Annotated in this window: 23 protein-coding genes; 18 read left to right on the top strand and 5 right to left on the bottom strand. The window is 74.5% G+C overall.

Annotation, left to right across the window (positions count from 1 at the left end):
- Positions 1–8: 8 nt before the first annotated feature.
- The gene (gene alc / locus ACZ45Q_RS12255) at positions 9–1124 is read left to right on the top strand and encodes an allantoicase (protein ID WP_468258788.1); all 1116 of its coding nucleotides are present in this window, start codon (positions 9–11) and stop codon (positions 1122–1124) included.
- Between the two features lie 75 nt (positions 1125–1199).
- On the opposite strand, the gene ACZ45Q_RS12250 is transcribed toward alc, so the two are convergent.
- Positions 1200–1955: an SDR family oxidoreductase gene (locus ACZ45Q_RS12250; protein WP_468258785.1), complete on the bottom strand. Its 756-nt coding sequence runs from the start codon at positions 1953–1955 to the stop codon at positions 1200–1202.
- A 166-nt stretch (positions 1956–2121) separates the two neighbouring features.
- Here ACZ45Q_RS12250 and ACZ45Q_RS12245 point away from each other — a divergent pair, with 166 nt between their 5' ends.
- Both ACZ45Q_RS12245 and ACZ45Q_RS12240 read left to right on the top strand, forming a co-directional pair.
- Positions 2122–2769: a dihydrofolate reductase family protein gene (locus ACZ45Q_RS12245; protein WP_468258783.1), complete on the top strand. Its 648-nt coding sequence runs from the start codon at positions 2122–2124 to the stop codon at positions 2767–2769.
- Between the two features lie 86 nt (positions 2770–2855).
- Positions 2856–3251: a guanyl-specific ribonuclease gene (locus ACZ45Q_RS12240; RefSeq protein WP_468258781.1), complete on the top strand. Its 396-nt coding sequence runs from the start codon at positions 2856–2858 to the stop codon at positions 3249–3251.
- Between the two features lie 95 nt (positions 3252–3346).
- On the opposite strand, the gene ACZ45Q_RS12235 is transcribed toward ACZ45Q_RS12240, so the two are convergent.
- Positions 3347–3544: a hypothetical protein gene (locus tag ACZ45Q_RS12235; protein ID WP_468258779.1), complete on the bottom strand. Its 198-nt coding sequence runs from the start codon at positions 3542–3544 to the stop codon at positions 3347–3349.
- A gap of 170 nt (positions 3545–3714) precedes the next feature.
- Here ACZ45Q_RS12235 and ACZ45Q_RS12230 point away from each other — a divergent pair, with 170 nt between their 5' ends.
- The 4 genes from ACZ45Q_RS12230 (at position 3715) to ACZ45Q_RS12215 (ending at position 6399) form a co-directional block, all read left to right on the top strand.
- Entirely contained in the window at positions 3715–4977 is a 1263-nt protein-coding gene (locus ACZ45Q_RS12230; RefSeq protein WP_468258777.1) for a sensor histidine kinase, read from the top strand.
- Positions 4959–5231, top strand: coding sequence for a hypothetical protein (locus tag ACZ45Q_RS12225; RefSeq protein WP_468258776.1), 273 nt, complete (start codon positions 4959–4961; stop codon positions 5229–5231). The genes ACZ45Q_RS12230 and ACZ45Q_RS12225 overlap by 19 nt, the downstream gene beginning before the upstream one ends.
- 5 nt (positions 5232–5236) lie before the next feature.
- A complete protein-coding gene (locus ACZ45Q_RS12220) occupies positions 5237–5920 on the top strand; it encodes a response regulator (RefSeq protein ID WP_468258773.1) in 684 nt (227 codons plus the stop codon).
- Between the two features lie 131 nt (positions 5921–6051).
- Entirely contained in the window at positions 6052–6399 is a 348-nt protein-coding gene (locus ACZ45Q_RS12215; RefSeq protein WP_468258770.1) for a DUF1330 domain-containing protein, read from the top strand.
- A gap of 13 nt (positions 6400–6412) precedes the next feature.
- Here ACZ45Q_RS12215 and ACZ45Q_RS12210 read toward each other — a convergent pair whose 3' ends face one another.
- Positions 6413–7435 carry a Gfo/Idh/MocA family protein gene (locus ACZ45Q_RS12210; protein WP_468258766.1) on the bottom strand — a complete coding sequence of 341 codons (1023 nt, stop codon included), beginning with the start codon at positions 7433–7435 and terminating at the stop codon, positions 6413–6415.
- Positions 7436–7563: 128 nt separating this feature from the next.
- Between ACZ45Q_RS12210 and ACZ45Q_RS12205 the strand changes: the two genes are divergently transcribed.
- The 8 genes from ACZ45Q_RS12205 (at position 7564) to ACZ45Q_RS12170 (ending at position 18565) form a co-directional block, all read left to right on the top strand.
- Positions 7564–8301 (top strand): GntR family transcriptional regulator, encoded by a 738-nt coding sequence (locus ACZ45Q_RS12205; protein ID WP_468259492.1) that lies wholly within the window; start codon positions 7564–7566, stop codon positions 8299–8301.
- 170 nt (positions 8302–8471) lie between these two features.
- Positions 8472–9476, top strand: a complete 1005-nt coding sequence (locus ACZ45Q_RS12200; RefSeq protein WP_468258763.1) for a sugar ABC transporter substrate-binding protein — start codon at positions 8472–8474, stop codon at positions 9474–9476.
- Complete coding sequence (locus ACZ45Q_RS12195; protein ID WP_468258760.1) at positions 9473–10549, top strand: ABC transporter permease; 1077 nt, start codon at positions 9473–9475, stop codon at positions 10547–10549. Before ACZ45Q_RS12200 ends, ACZ45Q_RS12195 begins: the two co-directional genes overlap by 4 nt.
- A complete protein-coding gene (locus ACZ45Q_RS12190) occupies positions 10546–11337 on the top strand; it encodes an ATP-binding cassette domain-containing protein (RefSeq protein WP_468258758.1) in 792 nt (263 codons plus the stop codon). The genes ACZ45Q_RS12195 and ACZ45Q_RS12190 overlap by 4 nt, the downstream gene beginning before the upstream one ends.
- A gap of 185 nt (positions 11338–11522) precedes the next feature.
- Positions 11523–12671, top strand: a complete 1149-nt coding sequence (locus ACZ45Q_RS12185; protein ID WP_468258755.1) for an ROK family glucokinase — start codon at positions 11523–11525, stop codon at positions 12669–12671.
- Positions 12668–13249, top strand: a complete 582-nt coding sequence (locus tag ACZ45Q_RS12180) for a sugar kinase (RefSeq protein WP_468258752.1) — start codon at positions 12668–12670, stop codon at positions 13247–13249. The genes ACZ45Q_RS12185 and ACZ45Q_RS12180 overlap by 4 nt, the downstream gene beginning before the upstream one ends.
- A 157-nt stretch (positions 13250–13406) precedes the next feature.
- Entirely contained in the window at positions 13407–16277 is a 2871-nt protein-coding gene (locus ACZ45Q_RS12175) for a DEAD/DEAH box helicase (protein ID WP_468258749.1), read from the top strand.
- Positions 16274–18565, top strand: a complete 2292-nt coding sequence (locus ACZ45Q_RS12170; protein WP_468258747.1) for an SWIM zinc finger family protein — start codon at positions 16274–16276, stop codon at positions 18563–18565. Before ACZ45Q_RS12175 ends, ACZ45Q_RS12170 begins: the two co-directional genes overlap by 4 nt.
- Before the next feature lie 118 nt (positions 18566–18683).
- Here the strand turns inward: ACZ45Q_RS12170 and ACZ45Q_RS12165 are convergent, their stop codons facing one another.
- Complete coding sequence (locus ACZ45Q_RS12165; RefSeq protein ID WP_468258744.1) at positions 18684–19625, bottom strand: ScbA/BarX family gamma-butyrolactone biosynthesis protein; 942 nt, start codon at positions 19623–19625, stop codon at positions 18684–18686.
- Between the two features lie 127 nt (positions 19626–19752).
- Here ACZ45Q_RS12165 and ACZ45Q_RS12160 point away from each other — a divergent pair, with 127 nt between their 5' ends.
- From ACZ45Q_RS12160 to ACZ45Q_RS12150, 3 genes are all read left to right on the top strand, one after another.
- A complete protein-coding gene (locus ACZ45Q_RS12160) occupies positions 19753–20382 on the top strand; it encodes a ScbR family autoregulator-binding transcription factor (RefSeq protein WP_468258741.1) in 630 nt (209 codons plus the stop codon).
- On the top strand, positions 20379–21251 hold the full coding sequence (locus ACZ45Q_RS12155) for an NAD(P)H-binding protein (protein WP_468258738.1): 873 nt from the start codon (positions 20379–20381) through the stop codon (positions 21249–21251). The genes ACZ45Q_RS12160 and ACZ45Q_RS12155 overlap by 4 nt, the downstream gene beginning before the upstream one ends.
- Before the next feature lie 105 nt (positions 21252–21356).
- Positions 21357–22139, top strand: coding sequence for an SDR family NAD(P)-dependent oxidoreductase (locus ACZ45Q_RS12150; RefSeq protein WP_468258735.1), 783 nt, complete (start codon positions 21357–21359; stop codon positions 22137–22139).
- 50 nt (positions 22140–22189) lie between these two features.
- Here ACZ45Q_RS12150 and ACZ45Q_RS12145 read toward each other — a convergent pair whose 3' ends face one another.
- Entirely contained in the window at positions 22190–22843 is a 654-nt protein-coding gene (locus tag ACZ45Q_RS12145) for a TetR family transcriptional regulator (RefSeq protein WP_468258732.1), read from the bottom strand.
- Positions 22844–23003 lie beyond the last annotated feature (160 nt).

The following is a 23003-nucleotide window of genomic DNA, read 5'->3' as shown; positions in this document are numbered from 1 at the left end:
AGATCACCGTGACGGCGATACCCAGCTTCACCGGCGACGCGAACCCCTACGGAGGCGGTGACCCGTACGCGGACTACCGCACGGCCGACCTCCCCTTCACCCACTACGCCAACCTCGCCGACCGGCAGCTCGGCGCCGGTGTCGTCGCGGCCAACGACGAGTTCTTCGCCCAGCGCGAGAACCTGCTGGTGCCCGAGCGCGCCGAGTTCGACCCCGAGCACTTCGGGCACAAGGGCAAGGTCATGGACGGCTGGGAGACCCGTCGGCGCCGCGGCGTCTCGGCCGAGCACCCCTGGCCCGCCGAGGACGACCACGACTGGGCGCTGATCCGGCTCGGCGCCCCCGGCGTGATCCGCGGCATCGTCGTCGACACGGCCCACTTCCGCGGCAACTACCCCCAGGCGGTCTCCGTCGAGGGCGCCCGCGTACCGGGCTCCCCGTCGCCCGAGGAGCTGCTCGCGGACGACGTGAAGTGGACGACCCTGGTCCCGCGCACGCCGGTCGGCGGCCACGCGGCCAACGGCTTCGCGGTCTCCGTCGAGCAGTGCTTCACCCACCTGCGGGTCAAGCAGCACCCCGACGGCGGCATCGCCCGGCTGCGCGTGCACGGCGAGGTGCTCCCCGACCCGAAGTGGCTGGCGGCCCTCGGCACCTTCGACGTCGTCGCGCTGGAGAACGGCGGCCAGGTCGAGGACGCCTCCAACCTCTTCTACTCGCCGGCCACCAACACCATCCAGCCGGGCCGCTCGCGCAAGATGGACGACGGCTGGGAGACCCGCCGCCGCCGCGACCAGGGCAACGACTGGATCCGCTACCGGCTGGCGGACCGCTCCCAGATCCGCGCGGTCGAGATCGACACGGCGTACCTGAAGGGCAACAGCGCCGGCTGGGCGTCCGTCTCCGTCAAGGACGGCGAGGACGGCGAGTGGCGCGAGGTGCTGCCGCGCACCCGGATGCAGCCCGACACCAACCACCGCTTCGTCCTGCCGGAGCCGGCCGTCGGCACCCACGCCCGCGTCGACATCTTCCCCGACGGCGGTATCTCCCGCCTGCGCCTGTTCGGTTCCCTGACCGAGGACGGCGCGGCCCACCTCGCCGCCCGCCACCAGGAACTGGGCGGCTGACCCACCCCGACCCGTGGGGCGCGCCCGGCCTGGACAGCACCGGCGCGCCCCACGCGCATCACCCCGACGGCGGCATCACGCCGCGTGGCCGCCGTCCACCGCGAACTGCGCCCCGGTGACATAGGCGGCCGACGCCAGGTGTGCGACGGTCGCGGCCACCTCGTCGGCCCTGCCGAAGCGGCCCAGCGCGGTCAGCGCCGCCTGGCCGTCGGCGTACGGGCCGTCCGCCGGGTTCATGCCGGTGTCGATCGGGCCGGGGTGGACGAGATTGGCCGTGATGCCCCGCGGGCCCAGCTCGCGCGCCAGCGCCCGGGTCAGTCCGACCAGCGCCGACTTGCTCATGGCGTACAGCGTCCCGCCGGGGCCGGGCACCCGCTGGGCCATGCAACTGCCGACGGTGATGATGCGCCCGCCCTCCGTCATCCGCGAGGCCGCGGCCTGCGAGGTGAGGAAGACGCCCCGCACATTGACGGCCAGCACCCGGTCCAGGTCGGCGAGCGAGATCCCCTCCATCGGGCCGAGCAGCCCCACGCCCCCGTTGTTCACCAGGACGTCGAGCCCGCCCAGCGCGTCCACCGTCCGCTCGACGGCCCCCGTGGCCTGCGCCGCGTCGGCCAGGTCGGCGCGCAGGGCCACCGCCCGGCGCCCGAGCCGCTCCACCGCGCGGACGACCTCCGCGGCGCCATCCTCACCGTGCACATAGGTCACGGCCACGTCCACGCCCTCGCGCGCCAGCCGCAGTGCCGTCGCGGCGCCGATCCCGCGGCTGCCGCCGGTCACCAGGGCCGCCCGGCCGGTCAGGTCTTCCGCAATGTTCGTCGTCGTGTTCATGCCTCCATCACAGCGGCACCGGTGCCGCGACACCGGCGGCCAACGGACGTCGACCTGCCGGGGCGACCGATGACGCCGGCATGCCGGGGGACCGATGAGTTGCGGCCGGCGGCGGGGTCTGAGCTGATGACCGCATCACTCCGAGCACGAAAGCGAGGCCGCCGCCATGGGCAAGCTCGTTGTCACCACCTTCGTCTCCCTCGACGGCGTCTACCAGGGCCCGGGCGGCCCCCACGAGGACACCCGGGACGGCTTCGACCAGGGCGGCTGGGTCGTCCCGTACATCGACGAGGACTTCGGCCGGTTCGTCGACGGCGTCTTCTCCCGGGTGGGCGCCTTCCTCCTCGGCCGCCGGACGTACGACATCTTCGCCGCGCACTGGCCGAAGGTGACCGACCCCGGTGACCCGGTCGCCGGCAAGCTGAACGCCCTGCCGAAGCACGTCGTCTCCCGCACCCTCACCGACCCCGCGTGGGCCGGCACCACCGTGCTCGCCGGTGACCTCGCCAAGGAGGTCACCGCACTCAAGGAGCGCACCGGCGGCGAGGTCCAGGTGCACGGCAGCGGCGCGCTCGTCCGGTCGCTGTTCGACGCCGGCCTGGTCGACCGCCTCCATCTGCTGACCTTCCCGGTCGTGCTCGGCGCCGGCCGCCGCCTGTTCGCCGACGGCTCGGTGCCGACCGCCTTCCGGCACACGGGCGGCAGCGTCACGGCCGCCGGGGTGTCCGTCCAGTCGTACGACGCCGCGGGCCGCCCCGAGTACGGCTCGTTCGAACTGCCGGAGAACGCCGGGGACCAGCGGAGCGGTGCGTGAAATCTGTGAGAACCCGGGGGAGTTGGCGGGGGAATCCTCGGTGGTGTCATTGACGTGCCATCGTCTACGCGCGTCATCATGACCGCATGCGATTCCCCCCACGCGCCGCTCGGACCGGCGCCGCAGCCGCACTCCTGTCCGCCCTCCTCGTGGGCGGCACCGTCACCGCGACCCCGGCAGGCGCCGCCGCCCAGGCGGTCGGCGACATCTGCTACAGCGATCTGCCCCCACAGGCGCACGACACCCTGGACCTCATCGAACAGGGCGGCCCTTACCCCTTCGAGCAGGACGGGACCGTCTTCCACAACCGCGAGGGCATCTTGCCCGGCCGGCCGACCGGCTACTACCACGAGTACACCGTGATCACCGCGGGCTCCGAGACCCGCGGCGCCCGCCGCGTCGTCACTGGCGAGGAGCACCAGGAGGACTACTACACCGCCGACCACTACGCATCGTTCGACCTGGTCGACCACGGCTGCTGACCCCTCTGCCGGGCGCTGTCCGCCGAAGCACCGGCTGCCGAAGCACCGGCGCCGGGGCGCCGTTGGCCGAGGCACCGGTACCGGTGGTCCGGCGCTCAGCCGGACCTGCGGCCCGCCGCGGCGAACAGCGCGCAGCCCAGCACCAGCAGCGCGACGCTCACGTACACCTCGTAGCCGTCGAACACCCCGATCCGCTGCACCAGCCCCCAGTGCCAGTCGGTGAACTCGTGCACCAGTCCCGCCACGCCCTGCACCACGGCGAGGAAACCGAGAAACTCCAGCAACTGCTTCATGCCCCCGACTCTCGCCCCGCGGACCCCCCGCCCACATCGGCCGCGGGGCGAGCCCTGCCCGTCGGAAGACCCTCCGCCACCACGCGCGGTGCGCCGAAAGTCTGCGGCCGTGCGACTTTGGTCGCCGATCCGCCCCGGCGGACGGCCGGCGCGGCCCGCGCTGCGTAGATTTGTCGACCGTGAGGACACACGAGCCGGCGCTGACGACCCCGGCGTCGCCGGTGCGGCGCTGGCTGCTGCCGTCGGCGCTGGCGGAGGAGCTGGACCCGGACGGCGCCCGGCCCGGCGGGCGGCGCCCCCGGCGCACCGCGCGCGACTGGCTCGTCGACTTCGCCTGCTTCCTGCTGGCCGTCGTCATCGGTCTGCTGGGTGCCGACGCCCTGCCCGAGGAACCCGGACTCTCGCCGGCCATGCGCGTCGCCGACCAGGTGATCGGGGCGCTCGCCTGTGCCGCGGTCTGGCTGCGACGGCGCCGGCCGGTCGGGCTCGCGGTGGCGATGGTCCCCGTCGCCTTCGTCTCGGTCACCGCGGGCGGCGCCGCCCTGGTCTCGCTGTTCACCCTCGCCGTGCACCGGCCCTTCCGGTACGTGGCCTGGGTGGGCGGCGCCCACCTGGCACTCCAGCCCCTCTACTACTGGCTGCGCCCGGAACCCGGGCTTCCCTACCTGGCCTCCGTCCTGATCGCCGCCGTGATGCTCGGCGCGGTGGTCGGCTGGGGGCTGCTCGCCCGTGCGAAGCGGCAGCTGCTGCTGAGCCTGCGCGACCGGGCCCGGCACGCGGAGGCCGAGGCACGGCTGCGGGCCGAGCAGGCCCAGCGGCTCGCCCGGGAGGCCATCGCCCGGGAGATGCACGACGTCCTCGCGCACCGGCTGACGCTGCTCAGCGTGCACGCCGGTGCCCTGGAGTTCCGGCCGGACGCGCCCCGCGAGGAGGTGGCCCGCGCGGCGGGCGTCATCCGGGAGAGCGCGCACGAGGCGCTCCAGGACCTGCGGGAGATCATCGGCGTGCTGCGGGCCGGCGACTCCGACGACGAGGGACGCCCGCAGCCCACCCTGGCTGCGCTCGACGCGCTGGTCGCCGAGTCCCGGGAGGCCGGCATGAAGGTCGACCTCGACCGCCGGGTCGCCGACCCCGCCGCCGTCCCCGCCTCCGTCGGGCGCACCGCCTACCGCATCGCCCAGGAGGCGCTGACCAACGCCCGCAAGCACGCCCCCGGCACGGAGGTCTCGGTGTCCGTCACCGGGGGCGCGGGCGACGGGCTCACGCTGGCCGTCCGCAACGCGCCGCCGCGGGCCGACGCGCCCCCTGTGCCCGGCTCCGGGCAGGGCCTGATCGGGCTCACCGAGCGCGCCGGCCTCGCGGGCGGCACCCTCGCCCACGGCCCGACGGCCGACGGCGGATTCGAGGTGCGGGCGTGGCTGCCGTGGACGTGAGCGGCGGCGCGTCGGCACCCCGGCACGGGTCCTTCGCCGCCGGACCGGCCCGCGCGTCCGGCATCCGCACGGACCCGATCCGCGCCCGCATGGGCACGGCCGGCGCCCGCATGGGAACGAGTGGCGCCCGCATGGACGCGAGCGGCGCCCGCATGGGAACGAGTGGCGCCCGCACGGACCCGACCGGCCCCCGCACGGACCCGAGCCGCGCGGCGACCGGCCCCGCGGGCGGTCCGGCCGCCGTGGTTTCGTAGGAGCCATGACTGCGATCAGAGTGCTGCTCGTCGACGACGACCCGCTGGTCCGGGCCGGGCTGTCCCTGATGCTGGGCGGCGCGCAGGACGTCGAGATCGTCGGTGAGGCCGCCGACGGGGGCGAGGCCGAGACGCTCGTCGACCGCACCCGCCCGGACGTCGTCCTCATGGACATCCGGATGCCGGCGGTGGACGGCCTGACCGCCACCGAGCGGCTGCGCACCCGCGCGGACGCGCCGCAGGTCGTGGTGCTCACCACCTTCCACGCCGACGAGCAGGTGCTGCGGGCCCTGCGCGCGGGCGCCGCGGGCTTCGTCCTGAAGGACACCCCGCCCGCCGAGATCCTGGACGCCGTGCGCAAGGTCGCGGCCGGCGACCCCGTCCTGTCGCCCGCCGTGACCCGGCGGCTGATGGACCACGCGGCCGGAACCGCCGCCGACCTCCGGCACACCCGCGCGCGCGAGCGCATGGCCCTGCTCAACGACCGCGAGCGCGAGGTCGCAGTCGCGGTCGGCCGGGGGCTGGCCAACGCCGAGATCGCGGCGCGGCTGTACATGAGCGTGGCGACCGTCAAGACCCACGTCTCCCGCATCCTGGCCAAGCTGGACCTCAACAACCGAGTCCAGATCGCCCTGTTGGCCTATGACGCGGGTCTGCTGGAGGAAGCGGACGGAGACGGGGCGCCGTAGCGCCCGGCCGCACCGACGCCCGCACCTGCGGACGGCCGGGCCCTTACGTCCCGGGTAATCGCGGCCGGCGCGCGGGGGTGGCACGGTCGGGGTGTCCCATTCCAGCCCCGGAGGGAACGAGGGAGCCGCACATGCCCGCCTATGGCTTCGCCCACCTGCGCGACCGGCGACACCACCCCGACGTCCTGGAGTACCTGGAGCGCATCCAGGACACGCTCGCCCCGTTCCACGGCCGCTTCCTCGTCCACGGTCCGCCCGCCGAGGTGCTCGAGGGGGAGTGGCCGGGCAGCATGGTGCTGATCGAGTTCCCGGGCCTGGCCGAGGCCCGCGCCTGGTACACGTCCCGCGCGTACCAGGAGATCCTGCGGCTGCGCACCGACCACATCGCGGGCGACGTGGTGCTGGCCGAGGGTGTGGGTCCCGGATACGACCCGCGCCGCCGGGCGGAACTTCTCCGCAGGGAAGCGGCGGGGGAGTAGGGGCCGGCCGCCCTCACCCGGCGACGGCCTCCGCCGCCCCCGGGATCTCGCCCAGCCGCACCGGGCGCCGCTCGCGCCGGGAGGCCTCGCAGGCCTCGGCGATCCGCAGGGCCCGCAGCGCCTCCAGCCCGTCGCACGGGTTGGCCCGCTCACCGCGCACCACCTCGACGAACGCCGACAGCTCCGTCTCGTAGGCGGGGCCGAAGCGCTCCACGAACCCCGTCCACGGCTTGTCCGCCGCCGGCGGCCCGGTCGGCTCGGTGGAGGCGATCGGCGTACGGTCGTCCAGGCCGACGACGATCTGGTCCCGCTCCCCGGCCAGCTCCATGCGCACGTCGTACCCGGCGCCGTTGAGCCGGGTGGCGGTCACCGTGGCCAGCGTGCCGTCGTCCAGGGTCAGCAGCGCCGCGCCGGTGTCGACGTCACCGGTGGCCCGGAACACCGGCGGGCCGGCGTCGGAACCGGCGGCGTAGACGTCGACGACCTCGCGGCCGGTGACCCAGCGCAGCATGTCGAAGTCGTGGATGAGCGTGTCCCGGTACAGCCCTCCGGAGAGCGGCAGATACTCCTCCGGCGGCGGCTCCTGGTCGCTCGTCACCGCCCGCACGGTGTGCAGCCGCCCGAGCCGCCCGGACCGTACCGCCTCCCTGGCACCGCGGTACCCGGCGTCGAAACGGCGCTGGAAGCCCATCTGAAGGATCGTTCCCGCGGCCTCGACCTCGGCGATCGCCTGGAGTGTGCCGGGCAGGTCCGGGGCGATGGGCTTCTCGCAGAACACCGGCAGCCCCGAGCGCGCCGCCCGGCCGATCAGATCGGCGTGGGACGAGGTGTCCGTCGTGATCACCACGGCGTCCACGCCCCACCGGAAGATCTCGTCCACGCCCGGGGCGGCCGTCTCGCCCAGCCGGTGGGCCAGCTCCTGGGCGCGCGAGGCATCGGTGTCCGTGAGGATCAGGGACCCCACGTCGCGATGGCGGCTGAGCGTGTTCGCGTGCACGGTGCCGATCCGGCCCGTACCGATGACCCCGATGCGCATGCCATCAAGGTGAGCCACCACCCGCACCCTGTCAATCCGCATGTCCGGACAACCGAACTTCACAACTTCCCGTCAACAGCGCACGGAGCTACGCTCGGGCCGTGCCGAAACCAGACGTGGACCCGACCCTGGCGCTCGACCTGAGTGTGGACCGGAGCAGCCCGGTGCCGCTGTACTTCCAGCTGTCGCAGCAGCTGGAGACGGCGATCGAGCGCGGACAGCTGACCCCCGGCAGCCTGCTGGGCAACGAGATCGAGCTGGCCGCGCGGCTCGGTCTGTCCCGGCCCACCGTGCGCCAGGCCATCCAGTCGCTGGTCGACAAGGGACTGCTGGTGCGCCGCCGCGGCGTCGGCACCCAGGTCGTGCACAGCCAGGTCAAGCGCCCGCTGGAGCTGAGCAGCCTCTACGACGACCTGGAGGCGGCAGGGCAGCGCCCGGCCACGAAGGTCCTGGTCAACACGGTGGTGCCGGCGAGCGCCGAGGTCGCCGCCGCACTGGGGGTGACCGAGGGGGGCGAGGTGCACCGGGTGGAGCGGCTGCGGCTCGCGCACGGGGAGCCGATGGCGTACCTCTGCAACTTCCTGCCGCCCGGCCTGATCGACCTGGACACCGAGCAGCTCCGGGCCACCGGCCTGTACCGGCTGATGCGCACCGCCGGGATCACCCTGCACAGCGCCCGCCAGACCATCGGCGCCCGCGCCGCCACCGCCGCCGAGGCCGAGCGCCTCGGCGAGGAGGAGGGCGCCCCCCTGCTGACCATGGAGCGCACCACCTTCGACGACACCGGGCGCGCGGTCGAGTTCGGTACGCACACCTACCGGCCGTCCCGGTACTCCTTCGAGTTCCAGCTGCTCGTCAGGGCCTGAACGCCGCCCGCGGCCGCCGGCTGCCCCGCTGCATGTCCGGACAAGCGGGAGGGCATATGCCGACCGGTGGTGCGCCCTCCCGTCGTCATGACGGAGAATGTGGCGTTTGGGGCCGGTGAGTCATCCCGGCCCCCGCGTACGGCACAGCACGGCAAGAAGGGCACGGCCTCGTGGCACGGTTTCGGACATGGGTGGGCATCGCGCTGGCGGGAGCGCTGTCACTCTCCCTCGCCGGATGCAGCAGCACCGGCGGCAAACGCGCCGAGGACGCCCGCAAGGCCGCGGCGGCCCGGGGCGGGGCGGCGGTGGACACACCCCGCTGGACCTTCGCGATGATCACCCACTCGGGTGATGGCGACACGTTCTGGGACATCGTCCAGAACGGCGCCGAGCAGGCCGCCGCCAAGGACAACATCAAGTTCCTCTACTCCCACGACGACGAGGCCCAGCAGCAGGCGCAGCTCGTGAACGCGGCCGTGGACAAGAAGGTCGACGGGATCATCGTCACGCTCGCCAAGCCCGCCGCGATGAAGTCCGCCGTGGCCCGGGCGGTGCGGGCCGGCATCCCGGTGATCACGGTGAACTCCGGGTCGGCCGAGTCCAAGGAGTTCGGCGCCCTCACGCACGTCGGCCAGGACGAGACGATCGCCGGCCGGGCCGTCGGCGAGGAACTGAACGAGCGGGGCCGAAGGAAGGCGCTCTGCGTCCTGCACGAGCAGGGCAACGTGGGGCACGAGCAGCGCTGCGACGGCGTCGAGGAGACCTTCGACGGCACGGTGCAGCGCCTGTACGTCAACGGCACCAGCATGCCGGACGTGCAGTCGGCCCTGGAGGCCAAGCTCCAGACCGACCGGTCCGTGGACGCGGTCGTCACACTCGGCGCCCCGTACGCCGACACCGCCGTCAAGGCCAAGCGGAGCGCGGGCAGCGACGCCGAGATCGACACCTTCGACCTGAACGCCAAGGTGGCCGCCGGCCTGAAGGACGGCACCCTCGGGTTCGCCGTCGACCAGCAGCCCTACCTCCAGGGCTACGAGGCCGTCGACCTGCTGTGGCTGTACAAGTACAACGCCGACGTGCTCGGCGGCGGCCGGCCGGTGCTCACCGGGCCGCAGATCGTCACCGAGGACGAAGCCGCCCGGCTCGAGGACTACACGAAGCGGGGCACGCGATGAGCGCCACACCGGCCGCCGACCCCCGTGCCGAGAAGCCGGGCGACGCCGCGGTGACCTCGGATGAAAGGATTCTGCGGACCTCGGTGCTGCGCAGGCTCCTCGGCCGCCCCGAGCTCGGCTCGGTCGTCGGCGCGATCGCGGTCTTCGCCTTCTTCGCCCTGACCGCCGACAGCTTCCTGCGCGCCTCCAGCCTCAGCACGGTCCTGTACGCCGCCTCCACCATCGGCATCATGGCCGTCCCGGTGGCCCTGCTGATGATCGGCGGCGAGTTCGACCTGTCCGCCGGCGTCCTGGTCACCACCTCGGCCCTGGTGTCGTCCATGTTCAGCTACCAGATGACCGCCAACGTCTGGGTGGGGGTCGGCGTCTCGCTGCTGGTCACGCTGGCGATCGGCGTCTTCAACGGCTTCCTGCTGACCCGCACGAGACTGCCGAGCTTCATCATCACGCTGGGCACCTTCCTGATGCTGACCGGCCTGAACCTCGGCGTCACCAAGCTGATCGGCGGCACAGTCTCCACCAAGACGATCGCCGACATGGAGGGCTTCCCCAGCGCCCGCGCCGTCTTCGCCTCGACCCTCACCGTCGGCGGCGTCGGCATCAAGATCACCATCCTGTGGTGGCTCGCCCTGGTCGCCGTCGCCAGCTGGATTCTGCTGCGCACCCGCGCCGGCAACTGGATCTTCGCCGTCGGCGGCAACAAGGACGCGGCCCGCGCGGTCGGCGTCCCGGTCACCCGGACCAGGATCGGCCTCTACATGGGCGTCTCCGCCGGCGCCTGGATCGCCGGCCAGCACCTGCTCTTCAGCTACGACGTCGTCCAGTCCGGTGAGGGCGTCGGCAACGAGCTGATCTACATCATCGCCGCCGTCATCGGCGGCTGCCTGATCACCGGCGGCTACGGCAGCGCCGTCGGCTCGGCGGTCGGCGCGCTCATCTTCGGCATGACCAGCAAGGGCATCGTCTTCGCCGAGTGGAACCCCGACTGGTTCAAGTTCTTCCTGGGAGCGATGCTGCTCCTCGCGACCCTGCTCAACGCCTGGGTCCGCAAGCGCGCGGAGGCCACCAAGTGACGCAGACCACGCCCCGTACGGCACTCGTGGAGCTCTCCGACGTCAGCAAGCACTACGGCAACGTCCGGGCCCTCACGGGCGTCTCCCTCCGGGTTCACGCCGGGGAGATCACCTGCGTCCTCGGCGACAACGGCGCCGGCAAGTCCACCCTCATCAAGATCATCTCCGGGCTGCACCAGCACGACGGCGGCCGGCTCCTCCTCGACGGGGAGGAGGCCCGGCTCGGCTCCCCGCGCGAGGCCCTCGACCGCGGTATCGCCACGGTCTACCAGGACCTGGCCGTCGTCCCCCTGATGCCGGTCTGGCGGAACTTCTTCCTCGGCTCCGAGCCGTGCAAGGGCGTCGGCCCCTTCAAGCGCATGGACGTCGACTTCATGCGGCGGACCACCCGCGCGGAACTCCTCCGCATGGGCATCGACCTGCGCGACGTGGACCAGCCCATCGGCACCCTCTCCGGCGGCGAACGCCAGTGCGTGGCGATCGCCCGTGCCGTGTACTTCGGCGCGAAGGTGCTGATCCTCGACGAGCCCACGGCGGCCCTCGGTGTGAAGCAGTCCGGTGTGGTCCTCAAATATGTGGCGGCGGCACGCGACCAGGGGCTGGGCGTCGTGCTGATCACCCACAACCCGCACCACGCGTACCTGGTGGGGGACAGGTTCGTGCTGCTCAGGCGCGGCACGATGGCCGGAAACCACGAGCGGGACGACGTCACCCTGGACGACCTCACCCGCCAGATGGCCGGCGGAAGCGACCTGGACGACCTCCGCCACGAACTCCAGCGCCCCTGAGGGGCGCGGGGAACTGCGCGACGAGCCACGACGGACCCGCGCCCGGCCATGATCCGCACCACCTTCCCGGGGCGCAGGGAACTGCGCGACCGGCCACCACGCACCCGCACGCACCGAATGATCCGCACCACCCCACCGCTCCGCCGTTCGGCACCCGCAGGCACCGTGCGGCAGAATCGACGCCGATGAGCACCTACCGCGACCTCACCGCCCCCATCGGCTCCCGCCGCGCCACGGCGTTGCGCACGGTCGGCACGCGGGAACGCCGCTCGCACCTGACGGCGCCCCGCGTCCCGACGGTGGGCATCGACATCGGCGGCACGAAAGTCATGGCGGGCGTCGTCGACGCCGACGGCAACATCCTGGAGAAGGTCCGCACGGAGACCCCGGACAAGTCCAAGAGCCCCAAGGTCGTCGAGGACACCATCGTCGAACTGGTGCTGGACCTGTCCGACCGGCACGACGTGCACGCCGTCGGCATCGGCGCGGCCGGCTGGGTCGACGCCGACCGCAACCGCGTGCTGTTCGCGCCTCACCTGTCCTGGCGCAACGAGCCCCTCAGGGACCGCATCTCCGGCCGGCTCTCCGTGCCCGTCCTGGTGGACAACGACGCCAACACCGCCGCCTGGGCCGAGTGGCGCTTCGGCGCCGGCCGCGGCGAGGACCACCTGGTCATGATCACCCTCGGCACCGGCATCGGCGGCGCCATCCTCCAGGACGGCCAGGTCAAGCGCGGCAAGTACGGCGTCGCCGGCGAGTTCGGCCACATGCAGGTCGTGCCCGGCGGTCACCGCTGCCCGTGCGGCAACCGCGGCTGCTGGGAGCAGTACAGCTCCGGGAACGCCCTGGTCCGTGAGGCGCGAGAACTGGCCGCCGCGGACTCGCCGGTGGCCTACGGGATCATCGAGCACGTCAAGGGCCAGGTCTCCGACATCACCGGGCCGATGATCACCGAGCTGGCGCGCGAGGGCGACGCCATGTGCATCGAGCTGCTCCAGGACATCGGCCAGTGGCTCGGCGTCGGCATCGCCAACCTCGCCGCCGCCCTCGACCCGTCCTGCTTCGTGATCGGCGGCGGGGTCAGCGCGGCCGACGACCTGCTGATCGGCCCGGCCCGCGACGCCTTCAAACGCCACCTCACCGGCCGGGGCTACCGCCCCGAGGCCCGTGTGGTCCGCGCCCAGCTCGGGCCCGAGGCCGGCATGGTCGGCGCCGCCGACCTCGCCCGCCTGGTCGCCCGCCGCTTCCGCCGCGCCAAGCGCCGCCGGGTGGAGCGGTACGAGCGCTACGAACGGTACGCAGAGGCCCGCCGCGCCACCCGGGAGACGCTGTGACCACCACCTTCCCGCACCAGGCCGAACCCCCGGACGGGCAGCGGGGCCCGGCCGAGGACCGCCGCCACGTCGTCCGCCGCCGGGCGCTCACCCTGCTCATCATCGTGCTGCTCATCGGCATCCCGGCCGGCTACCTCGTGATCTCCGCCGAGCAGAGCCGCGCCAGCGGCCGGGACAAGGAGGAGAAGTACTCGGCGACCGGCATGACCGCCGGCTGGCCGTCGAAGCTCCAGCGCCGGCTGTACGAGGTACCCCTCCCGCACCCCGCCTGGCACGTGGCGTACTACGAGACGAACAACTGGAAGACCAGCCGTCTCTACGTCCGGTTCGAGACCTCCCGCGTCGGCCTCGACGCCTTCCTGGCGGGCATCGGCGTCGCCCGGGACGATCTGGAGCGGGGAGAGATCCCCATCGGCGACCGGGCCCAGCGCGTCACCGACTGGCACTTCGGCGAGGGCGGACAGTGGTGGGGCGTCTCCCACGAGCAGGAGAACCCCGCCCCGACCCGGGACATCGTCGTCGACCTGGCCGACCCCGACTATCCGATGGTGTACGTCGTCTCCCGCACCGTTCCCTGACCGGGCGCCCGGGTGGCCGCCGGAACCGCCGCCCGGGTGGCCGCCGGAACCGCCGCCCGGGTCGCCGTCGGGACCGCCGCCGGGGCCGGTTGTCAGACCCCGCCCGTAGAGTCGAAGACGACTGGTCCGACGAGACGGGCGGGAGGTGACAGGACGTATGAGCGAGGCCGTCGCGACGGCCGGGCGCACCGGCGCGCCGGAGGGGGCGGCGAGGGCGGTGCCGCTCCACCTGGCCGCCGTCTTCCTGCCCGCCCCGCTCCCGCGCGAGGGCCGCGTGGCCTTCTGGGACCCCGGTTCGGACACTCCGCCGCCCTCCGCCGACACCCGGCTGACCGTCGTACGACGCCACGGCGCGGGCGTCCGCCGCCGGACGGCACCCGCGCTGTCCCTCCCGCTCGACGACGCCCTCCCCCTGCTGGTGCGCGCCCGGCACGATCCGGCGGCCCACCCCGCCACCGCCTGCTGGGGCGCCGCCGCCCTGCACGCCCTGCGGCTCGCCGCCCGCGGCCGGCTGCTGCCCGGACTGACACCCGACGGCCACGACGCCTGGCGGGCCGGCCCGCTCGACCCCGAGGACGTGGCCCATCTGCGGGCGGTGGCCGCCGCCCTGCCCCCGGAAGGGCACGCGGTCCCGCTGGACGGCCCGGGCCCCGTCCGCCTGCCCGAACCGCGGGCCCTGATCCGCTCCTTCCTGGACGCCGTCGCCGACACCCTGCCCCGCACCCCGGCGGCACCCCACGTCTCCGGCAGGCCCTTCGCCGCCCGCACCGCCCAGCCGCTGCCCGACGCCGCCCACGACTGGGCCGCCGAGGTCGCCGCCGGCATGGACGCGGGCGTGCGGATCTCGCTCCGCCTGGACCTGTCGGCCCACGACCTGTTCGACGGTGAGCCGGACGCGGACGGCGGCGGGCGGCGCGCGGGCGCGGCGGTCCTCCAGGTGCACAGCCTCGCCGACCCCACGCTCGTCGCCGACGCCGCGGACCTGTGGTCGGGCGCGGCCGGCCCGGCGTTCGGCCCCCGCGCGCGGGTGGACACCGCCCTCGCGGTGCGCCGGGCGGCCCGGATCTGGCCGCCGCTGGACCGGCTCACCGAGCAGGACGTCCCCGACGTCCTGGCCCTGTCCGAGGACGAGCTGACCGACCTGCTGGGCGTGGCGGCCACCCGGCTCGCCGCCGCCGGCGTCGCCGTGCACTGGCCCCGCGACCTGGCGCAGGACCTCACCGCGAGCGCCGTGGTCCGCCCGGCGCCCGGCTCCGCGACCGACGGCACGGGCTTCTTCGAGGGCGAGGAACTGCTCCGCTTCCACTGGCAGCTCGCCCTCGGCGGCGAACCGCTCACCGAGGCCGAGATGGACACGCTCGCCGAGGCCCACCGCCCGGTGGTCCGGCTGCGCGACCGGTGGGTGCTGGTCGACCCCGCCCTCGTGCGCCGGGCCCGCAAGCGCGACCTCGGCCTGCTCGACCCGGTCGACGCGCTGGGCGTCGCCCTCACCGGCAGCGCGGAGGTCGACGGCGAGACGGTCGAGGCGGTGCCGGCCGGGGCACTGGCCGCGCTCCGCGACCGGCTCACGGCGGGCCCGGGCACCGCCGAGCCGCCCCCGGGCCTGCACGCCACGCTGCGGGACTACCAGCGGCGGGGCCTGGCCTGGCTGGACCTGATGACCTCGCTCGGCCTCGGCGGCTGCCTCGCCGACGACATGGGCCTCGGCAAGACCGTCACCGTCATCGCCCTGCACCTGAAGCGGGCCCGCCGCGAGGCCACCCTCGTGGTCTGCCCGGCCTCCCTGCTGGGCAACTGGCAGCGGGAGATCGAACGCTTCGCGCCCGGCGTCCCCGTCCGCCGTTTCCACGGCCCCGACCGCACCCTCGACGGCCTGACCGGCGGCTTCGTCCTCACCACGTACGGCACCATGCGGTCGGCGGCACCGACGCTGGCCGGGCAGCAGTGGGGCATGGTCGTCGCCGACGAGGCCCAGCACGTGAAGAACCCGTTCTCGGCGACGGCGAAGGCGCTGCGCACCATCCCGGCCCCCGCCCGCGTCGCGCTGACCGGCACCCCCGTCGAGAACAACCTCTCCGAGCTGTGGGCACTGCTGGACTGGACGACCCCGGGCCTCCTCGGCCCGCTGAAGTCCTTCCGCGCCCGGCACGCGCGTGCCGTGGAGAGCGGCGAGGACGAGGAGGCCGCGGAGCGACTGGCCCGCCTGGTCCGGCCCTTCCTGCTGCGCCGCCGCAAGTCCGACCCCGGCATCGTCCCCGAACTGCCGCCGAAGACCGAGACGGACCACCCGGTACCGCTCACCCGGGAACAGGCCGCGCTGTACGAGGCGGTGGTGCGCGAGTCGATGCTCGCGATCGAGTCGGCCGAGGGCATGGCGCGGCGGGGGCTGGTCCTGAAGCTCCTGACCTCCCTGAAGCAGATCTGCGACCACCCCGCGCTGTTCCTGAAGGAGGACCACTCACGGCCCGGCCGGGCGGGGGAGGGCGACCGCCTGACCGCCCGGTCCGGCAAACTCGCCCTGCTGGACGAGCTGTTGGACACGCTGCTGGCGGAGGACGGCTCGGCCCTGGTCTTCACGCAGTACGTGGGAATGGCCCGCCTGATCACCGCTCACCTGACCGCCCGCGCCGTCCCCGTGGACCTGCTGCACGGCGGCACGCCAGTGCCCGAGCGCGAGCGCATGGTGGACCGCTTCCAGAGCGGCGCCACCCCGGTGCTGGTCCTCTCCCTGAAGGCCGCCGGCACCGGCCTGAACCTGACGCGCGCCGGGCACGTCGTCCACTTCGACCGCTGGTGGAACCCGGCCGTCGAGGAACAGGCCACCGACCGTGCCTACCGGATCGGCCAGACCCAGCCGGTGCAGGTCCACCGCCTCATCACGGAGGGCACGGTCGAGGACCGCATCGCCGAGATGCTCCAGGCCAAGCGTGCCCTGGCCGACGCGGTCCTCGGCTCGGGCGAGTCCGCCCTGACCGAACTGACCGACCGCGAGCTGTCCGACCTGGTGTCCCTGCGGAGGCCGTCATGACCGAGCGCCCGGCCGACGCCGCCCGCCGCGCCCTGCGCGCCGCCCGCGGACGGGCCGACGGCGGACCCACGGGACCCGGCCTGCCGACGGAACCCGCCGGGGACCGTACGGAGGGCTCGGGTTCCGGCTCCGCCGCTTGCGCCGCCCCGCGCGACGCCGGCACCGAGGGGACGGCGGGGGCGCCCGCGCCCGACGGGGCGTCCGGCGAGCGCGACCACCGCGCGGCACGCCCCGGTGACGTGGCCCGGGAGGCGCTGAGGGCGGCCCGCCGAGCGGCACGCGCGGCGCAAGCGGACCCATCGGGGACCGGCACCGACGCCGCCCCCCGGCCGGGCACCGACGCCGCCCCCCGACCGGCCGCCGGTGCCGCCCCCCAGCCGGACACCGGTGCCGCCCCCCGGCCCGGCCGTCCAGCCCACGTCGCCGATCCCGCCCCTTCCGACCGTTCCACCCGTTCTGCCAGCGCCGACAGCGATCCGGACGGCCCGGGTGGCCCGGGTGGCCCGGGCGGACGTGCCGCCCGGCCAAGCTCCGACGGACAGGGCGGACGTGCCGCTCGGCGGGGCTCCGACGGACAGGGCGGACGTGCCGGCCGGCGGGGCTCCGACGGACAGGGCGGTGGTGTCGGCCGGCGGGGCTCCGACGGCCCGCGCACGGTTGCGGACTCCCGGGCCCGCGCTCTGCGGGAGATGGTGAAGGGCGCGTTCCGGCTGCCCTCCGACCCGGACGCGGCTCCCGTCACGCCCCCCGGCACCGACTGCGCCGAGGCGGCCCCGCGCCGGACCGGTGCCCGTACGCCGGGAGTTGCCGAGCCCGGCACCGCTTCCGGCCGCGCTGCGGACGCGGCCGACGCCCCGCCGGACCCGCTCCCGCCCCCCGTCCCACCGCCCCCCGTCCCACCGCACGCCGTCCCCCCGCCCTCCGTCCCCTCGCCCTCCGTCTCCTCGGGCCGCGGCGACGACAGGGGTGGGGGCCGGGCGCGCCCGGCGCCCGCCCCGCCGCGCGCCCCGCGTTCCATGGCCGCCCCCGGACGGGACGGCGAGTTGCGGCGCACCTTCCCGGCCTTCCCGCCACGGGCGGCGACGGACGAGCAGCTCGCCGAGACCTGGTGGGGCAACGCCTGGGTCACGGCGCTGGAGGACGGCGCCCTGGACCGCGAACGGCTGGCCCGCGGCCGGGCGTACGCGGCGCGGGGACACGTCGACGCCATCACCGTGACGCCCGGCCTCGTCCTCGCCTACGTGCAGGGCAGCCGCCCCCGGCCGTACCGCGTGCAGGTCCGGCTGCGCACGCTCGGCGACGCCGACTGGGACCGCTTCCTGGACGCCGCGGCGGAGCGGCCGGGACACATCGCCGCCCTCCTCGACAAGGAGCTGCCGCACTCCCTCGCCGACTGCGGCGTCCCCCTGCTCCCCGGCCCGGGGGACCTCGCTCCCCGGTGCAGCTGCCCCGACTCCGGGCACCCCTGCAAACACGCCGCCGCCCTCTGCTACCAGACGGCACGGCTGCTGGACGCCGACCCCTTCGTGCTGCTCCTGCTGCGTGGCCGCGGCGAACGCGAACTGCTCGACGCCCTCTCCCGGTCGAGCGCCGCCCGCGCGGCCCGCGCCGCCCAGGACCGGCCGTCGGCACCCTTGCCCGGCGTCCGGGCGAGCGAGGTCCTCGCCGCCGCCGACTCCGGCCGACCGCCGCCCCTGCCGCCGCCGTTGCCGGCTCCGCCGCATCCCGGGCAGCCGCCCGCGTACCCGAGCGCACCCGGCGGGCCCGACGCCTTCGCGCTGGACCAGTTGGCCACCGACGCCGCCGCCCGCGCCCACGCCCTGCTGACCAGCGGGCGGGACCCGGTCGGCGGGTTCACCCTGTGGCAGGACGCCGTCCGCCTGGCCGCCGCCCGCCCCGGCTCGGGCCTCACCGCCGGCACCCGCGCCCTGTACGCCGCTTTGGCCACGGCCACCGGCCGCAGCACGGCCGACCTGGCACGCGCGGTGGCCGCCTGGCGCCAGGGCGGCCTGGCGGGCCTCGCCGTCCTGGAGGAGGCGTGGGACCCGCCGGCGGGGCGTTTCGACCGGGCCCGGCCCCAACTGCTCGCCGCCGACCTCCCCGCGTTCCGCCCCTGGCGCAACCGCCTCACCCACCCTCAAGGCCACCTCCAGCTCCGCCTCGGCCGTGACTGGCTGTGGTACGCCTACGAGTCCGAGCCGGGACGCGAGGACTGGTGGCCCCGGGGCACCCCCGACCTCGCTCCGGTCGGCGCCCTGACCGGTGTGGGCCTGCCGGGCGACTTCTGACCGCCCGGCAGGACCGGGCACCGGCCCGCCGCGTGACGGGCCGGTTCCGACGGGAACGACGGTCGGAGGCGGGCGGACCGGCCGGCCCGCCGTCAGGGGTGCTGCACGGCCGCGCGGTTCACCGGCGTGCGGCGGTCGGCTCGGAGGTCACCGTGGAGGTGAACGCGAGCCGGCCGGCCTGGACGGCGCCGACCTTGACGCGGTGCCTGCCCCACGCGTCCGGTTCCACGGGCTCCGCCGTGATCAGACAGGGCTGGTCGAACTCGACGTAGCGCAGGAAGGTCGTGTCGTAGCAGACGGCCGTGGACGACCTGGGCATGAACTCCGCGTGCGCGGCCTGGCCGGCCGCCTCGAGGAGCACCATGCCCGGCACGTGGTCGTGCGGGTGGTCGAACAGTACGCTGTGACCGGTGTCGAGCCGGAGCAGCCACGTGTGGGGTGTGCCCGTCGGCGTCAGGACGACGTCCTTCACCGCCTTGACGCCGACCCGCGAGGGCGGCACCGGCGGGGTGAGCGGCAGTGCGCGGGCGAAGGCCTCGCGGGCGTCGGCGTATGCGCCGCGCAGCCGGTCGTAGATCGCCGGAGGGTGGGTGGTGTACGTCAGTTCGGCGGTGGCGAGGTGCGCGCCGTCGCGCAGGACCCCCACCCGCGCGGACAGGTGGACGGAGCCGAGCCGGCGCCTGGTCACGCCGGTGTGCGTGATCAGCAGCTCGATCTCGGCCGGCTCGGGGCCCACCTCCAGGCCGCGGGGGTCGATGTCGCAGCGGACGCGCTCCCAGCCGAGCCGGTGGTTCAGCGGTATGTCGTGCGTGGTGTGGGTCAGCAAGGCGAGTGCCTGGCGGATGGTCTCCGTGACCAGGAGCGGCGAGTAGTGCCCGCCCCTGACGTAGAAGTGGTGCTGGACCGGCCAGCGCCCGGTGACCTCCTGGCTGGCGTAGCAGACCTCGTCCCACGAGGCGATCATCGCCTCGGTCCGCACCGCCTTGCGTACCAGCAACCCGGTCAGCTCCTCGGATGTGCCGGTGACCAGGTCGGTCTTGATGGTCGTGTCAGTTGCCATACGTCTGCGCTCCCCCGGAACGACGTGCTGGGCAGGTGACATGCTGTGAAGTCTTGCGGGAACCGCTGTGGTGCGTGCATAAAATAAAGAACCGAATTCTTTTTGTCGAGGGTTGACGAGGCGATGTATGGGACCCCGGGCTGTCAAGCAGGAGAGGGCTGTCCGCACACGTGCGGCTCTGGTACACGCGGCTGCGGAGGTCTTCGCGCAGTCCGGCTTCGCCGGGGCCAGCGTCACGCAGATCGCCGAGCGGGCCGGGCTGACGCTCGGCGCCATGTACTTCCACTTCCGGTCGAAGGAGATGCTGGCGCGTGAGATCGTCGCCAGCCAACCCGAGCTGGTTGTGCCGCCGTTGGAGTCCGAGGGGCTCCAGCGCGCCGTCGACCTGACCCTCACCTGGGCCTACCGGCTGCGCGACGACCCCGTCCTGCTCGCCGGGGCGCGCCTGGTCATGGACCAGGACCTCTTCCTGGACCGGAGCGAGAACTCCCACGAGCAGTGGACGAAGGTGCTCAAGGAGGAGTTCGAGGTCGCCCGGCGCCGGCGTGAACTGCGGGCCGGGGCGGACCCGGAGGGCCTGGCCAGGCTGCTGGTCAACGCGTGCACGGGTGCCCAGATGCACGCCCGGCTGGAGAGCGACCACCGGGACCTGCCCGACCGGGTGGAGGAGATCTGGCGGTTCCTGCTGCCCTCGGTGGCCACCCCCAGCGCCGCGAAGCGGGTGGAGTTCGGCGAGGCGAGAGGGAAGCCGCAGTGAGCGCGCGCGACACCGCAGGGCCCCGGTTCGTGGTGACGGGCGCCACCGGCGCGGTGGGGCGGCACCTGACCCGTGCGCTGGCCCGGCGCGGCCCGGTGCGGTCGCTGGTGCGCGACGCGGCCAAGGCCCGGCGACTGGACCTGCCCGGCGAACTGGTGGCCGGCGACTACCGCGACGGGTCGGCGCTGAAGCGGGCGTTCGCCGGTGCCGAGGCGGTGTTCGTGGTCACGGCCGACCCGCTGCGCCCCCAGGACGACGCGGACATCCTCGACGCCGCCCGGGCCGCCGGGGTGCGCAGGGCGGTCAAGCTGTCCTGGACCGCGGTGGCCGACCCGTCCGCGAACGACCTCGTCGCCCGCTGGAACCGGGGGAGCGAGGAACTGCTGCGCTCCTCGGGCCTGGACTGGACGGTGCTGCGGATGCGCACACCGATGTCCAACACCCTGTCCTGGGCGTCGTCGATCCGCACGGAGTCGCTCGTCCGCGCCCTGGCCGGGGACGCGCGCACCGCGTGCGTCGACCCCCGGGACGTCGCCGAGGCCGCCGCGCGGGCCCTCACCGAGCCCGGGCACGAGGGGGCCATCTACGCGCTGACCGGCCCCGAGCCACTGTCCGCGCGGGAGCAGACCGGGATCCTCGCCCGGGTACTGGGGAGGCCGTTGGCGTTCGAGGAACTCACCGCGGAGCAGGCGCTGGAGCGCTGGTCCGCGCGTCTGCCCGGTGCCGTGGCCGAGGCGCTGCTCGAGGCCGCGCGGCGACGGCGGGCCGGAGACTCCGCCGGGGTCGGGGACGACCTCGGACGGCTGATCGGAAGACCGCCCACGACGTTCGCGTCCTGGGCGGCCGACCACGCGGCGGCGTTCGGCTGACCGCCGGCGCGCCGGGCGGTACCGTGCCACCGGCCGCGCCGGACCGGTGCCGGGCACGGCACCGCCGGGGTCTTGGCGGCCGACAACACGACAACAGGGGGACACATGGTGGACGGCGCGGACAGCCGGGGGATGTTACGAGGCAAGACCGTCATGGTGACCGGTGCGTCCAGCGGCATCGGCAGGGCCGCCGCACGGCTCTTCGCCGCCCAGGGCGCGGCGGTGGTGCTCATGGCGCGGCGCGAGGCGCGGCTGACGGCGCTGGCCACCGACATCAGGGACGACGGCGGCCGGGCGGCGGTGGCGGTGGGCGACGTGACCCGCCCGGACGACGTCCGGCGGGCCGTCGACACGGCCGTCGACGCCTTCGGCGGCCTGGACGCCGCCTTCAACAACGCCGGCTGGGGCACGCTCGGGATCGCGCTGCACGAGACCGACGACGCCCTCTACGACCAGATCATGGACGTCAACGTGCGGGGGGTGTGGAACTGCCTCAAGCATCAGATCCCGGTCATGCTGGAGCAGGAGGCGGGCGGCTCGATCGTCAACACCTGTAGCACCGCGGGGGCGTTCGCCACGGGCGTGCTGGCCCCGTACGTGGCCGCCAAGCACGCGGTGCTCGGGCTGACCCGCGCCGCCGCCGCCGAGTACGGCGCGCACGGGATCCGGGTCAACGCCCTGATGGTGGGCACCACCCGCACCGAGCTGATCGAACAGGCGGTGGAGAAGGTCCCGGAACTCAAGGCCGCCGCGGGATCGCGGGCCGTCATGAAACGCATGGCCGACCCGCTGGAGGTGGCGTACGCCGCCGGCTGGCTGTGCAGCGACCAGTCGTCCTTCGTCACCGGCGGCGCGGTTCCCGTGGACGGCGGGTGCAGCGCCGTGTGACGCCCGGCCGACGGGGCCGGTGCCTCCGGCTCCCCCCGCCCCTCGTCCGGTCAGCCGGACGCCCTGGGGCGGGGTGCGTCCGCGTGTGCACCGGCCGCGTCGGGGCCGGTGCCGGGGGCCGCGCTCACACCGTTCAGGACCAGCCGCCACACGTCGGTGAGCTGCCCGACGACGTCCTGCGACGGGGCGCCGGAGGCGTGGACGTACTCCCTGACGGAGGTCTCGGCTCCGCGCACCAGCAGCAGGCACAGCGTGGCGACGGCCGCCGGGTCCACGCCGCCGCGCAGCTCGTGGTCCGGCGTGGCCCGCAGTCGTTCGTGCAGGGCGGGCGCCCACAGGGCGGTCCAGCCGTCCGGCGTCTCCCCCTGGCGTTCGCGCGCCAGGCGGGCGGCGGCCCGGACCCGCGCCTCGTCCTCCAGGAGACCGACGAGAGCCAGCGTGAGCGCGACGGCGACCTGGAGCGTCGGCTCCCGGTCCCCGGCCACCCGCTCCACGACCGCCCGGGTGATCTCCTCGCCCTCCGCCCGCACCGCCTCGGCCAGTTGCCGCTTGCTGGCGAAGTGGAAGGTGAGGGCGCCCATGGAGACGCCCGCGGTACGGCTGATCCGGGTGAGGGACGCGCCGTCGTATCCGTTGCGGTCGAACTCCGCCGCGGCGGCCTGCACCAGGGCTTGACGCGTCCGGGCGGCTCGTGCCTGTTTCACCGAGGACCCTTCCTTACCCAACTACGACAGCCGTCCGTCGCTGCCGGTGTGCCACACCCCCCGTAGTCACCCTCACTCTACGGAGCGGCGGCGGTGCGGTCGCGGGCCGGACTTACAAAAAAACAAAAAACACACTACTATTTTGCCAGTCGTTGGTCAT

The sequence above is a fragment of the Streptomyces sp. NPDC031049 genome (genome assembly GCF_055571015.1).
Note: the sequence above shows the minus strand (reverse complement) of the source record. Positions and strands in the feature narration are given on the sequence as shown.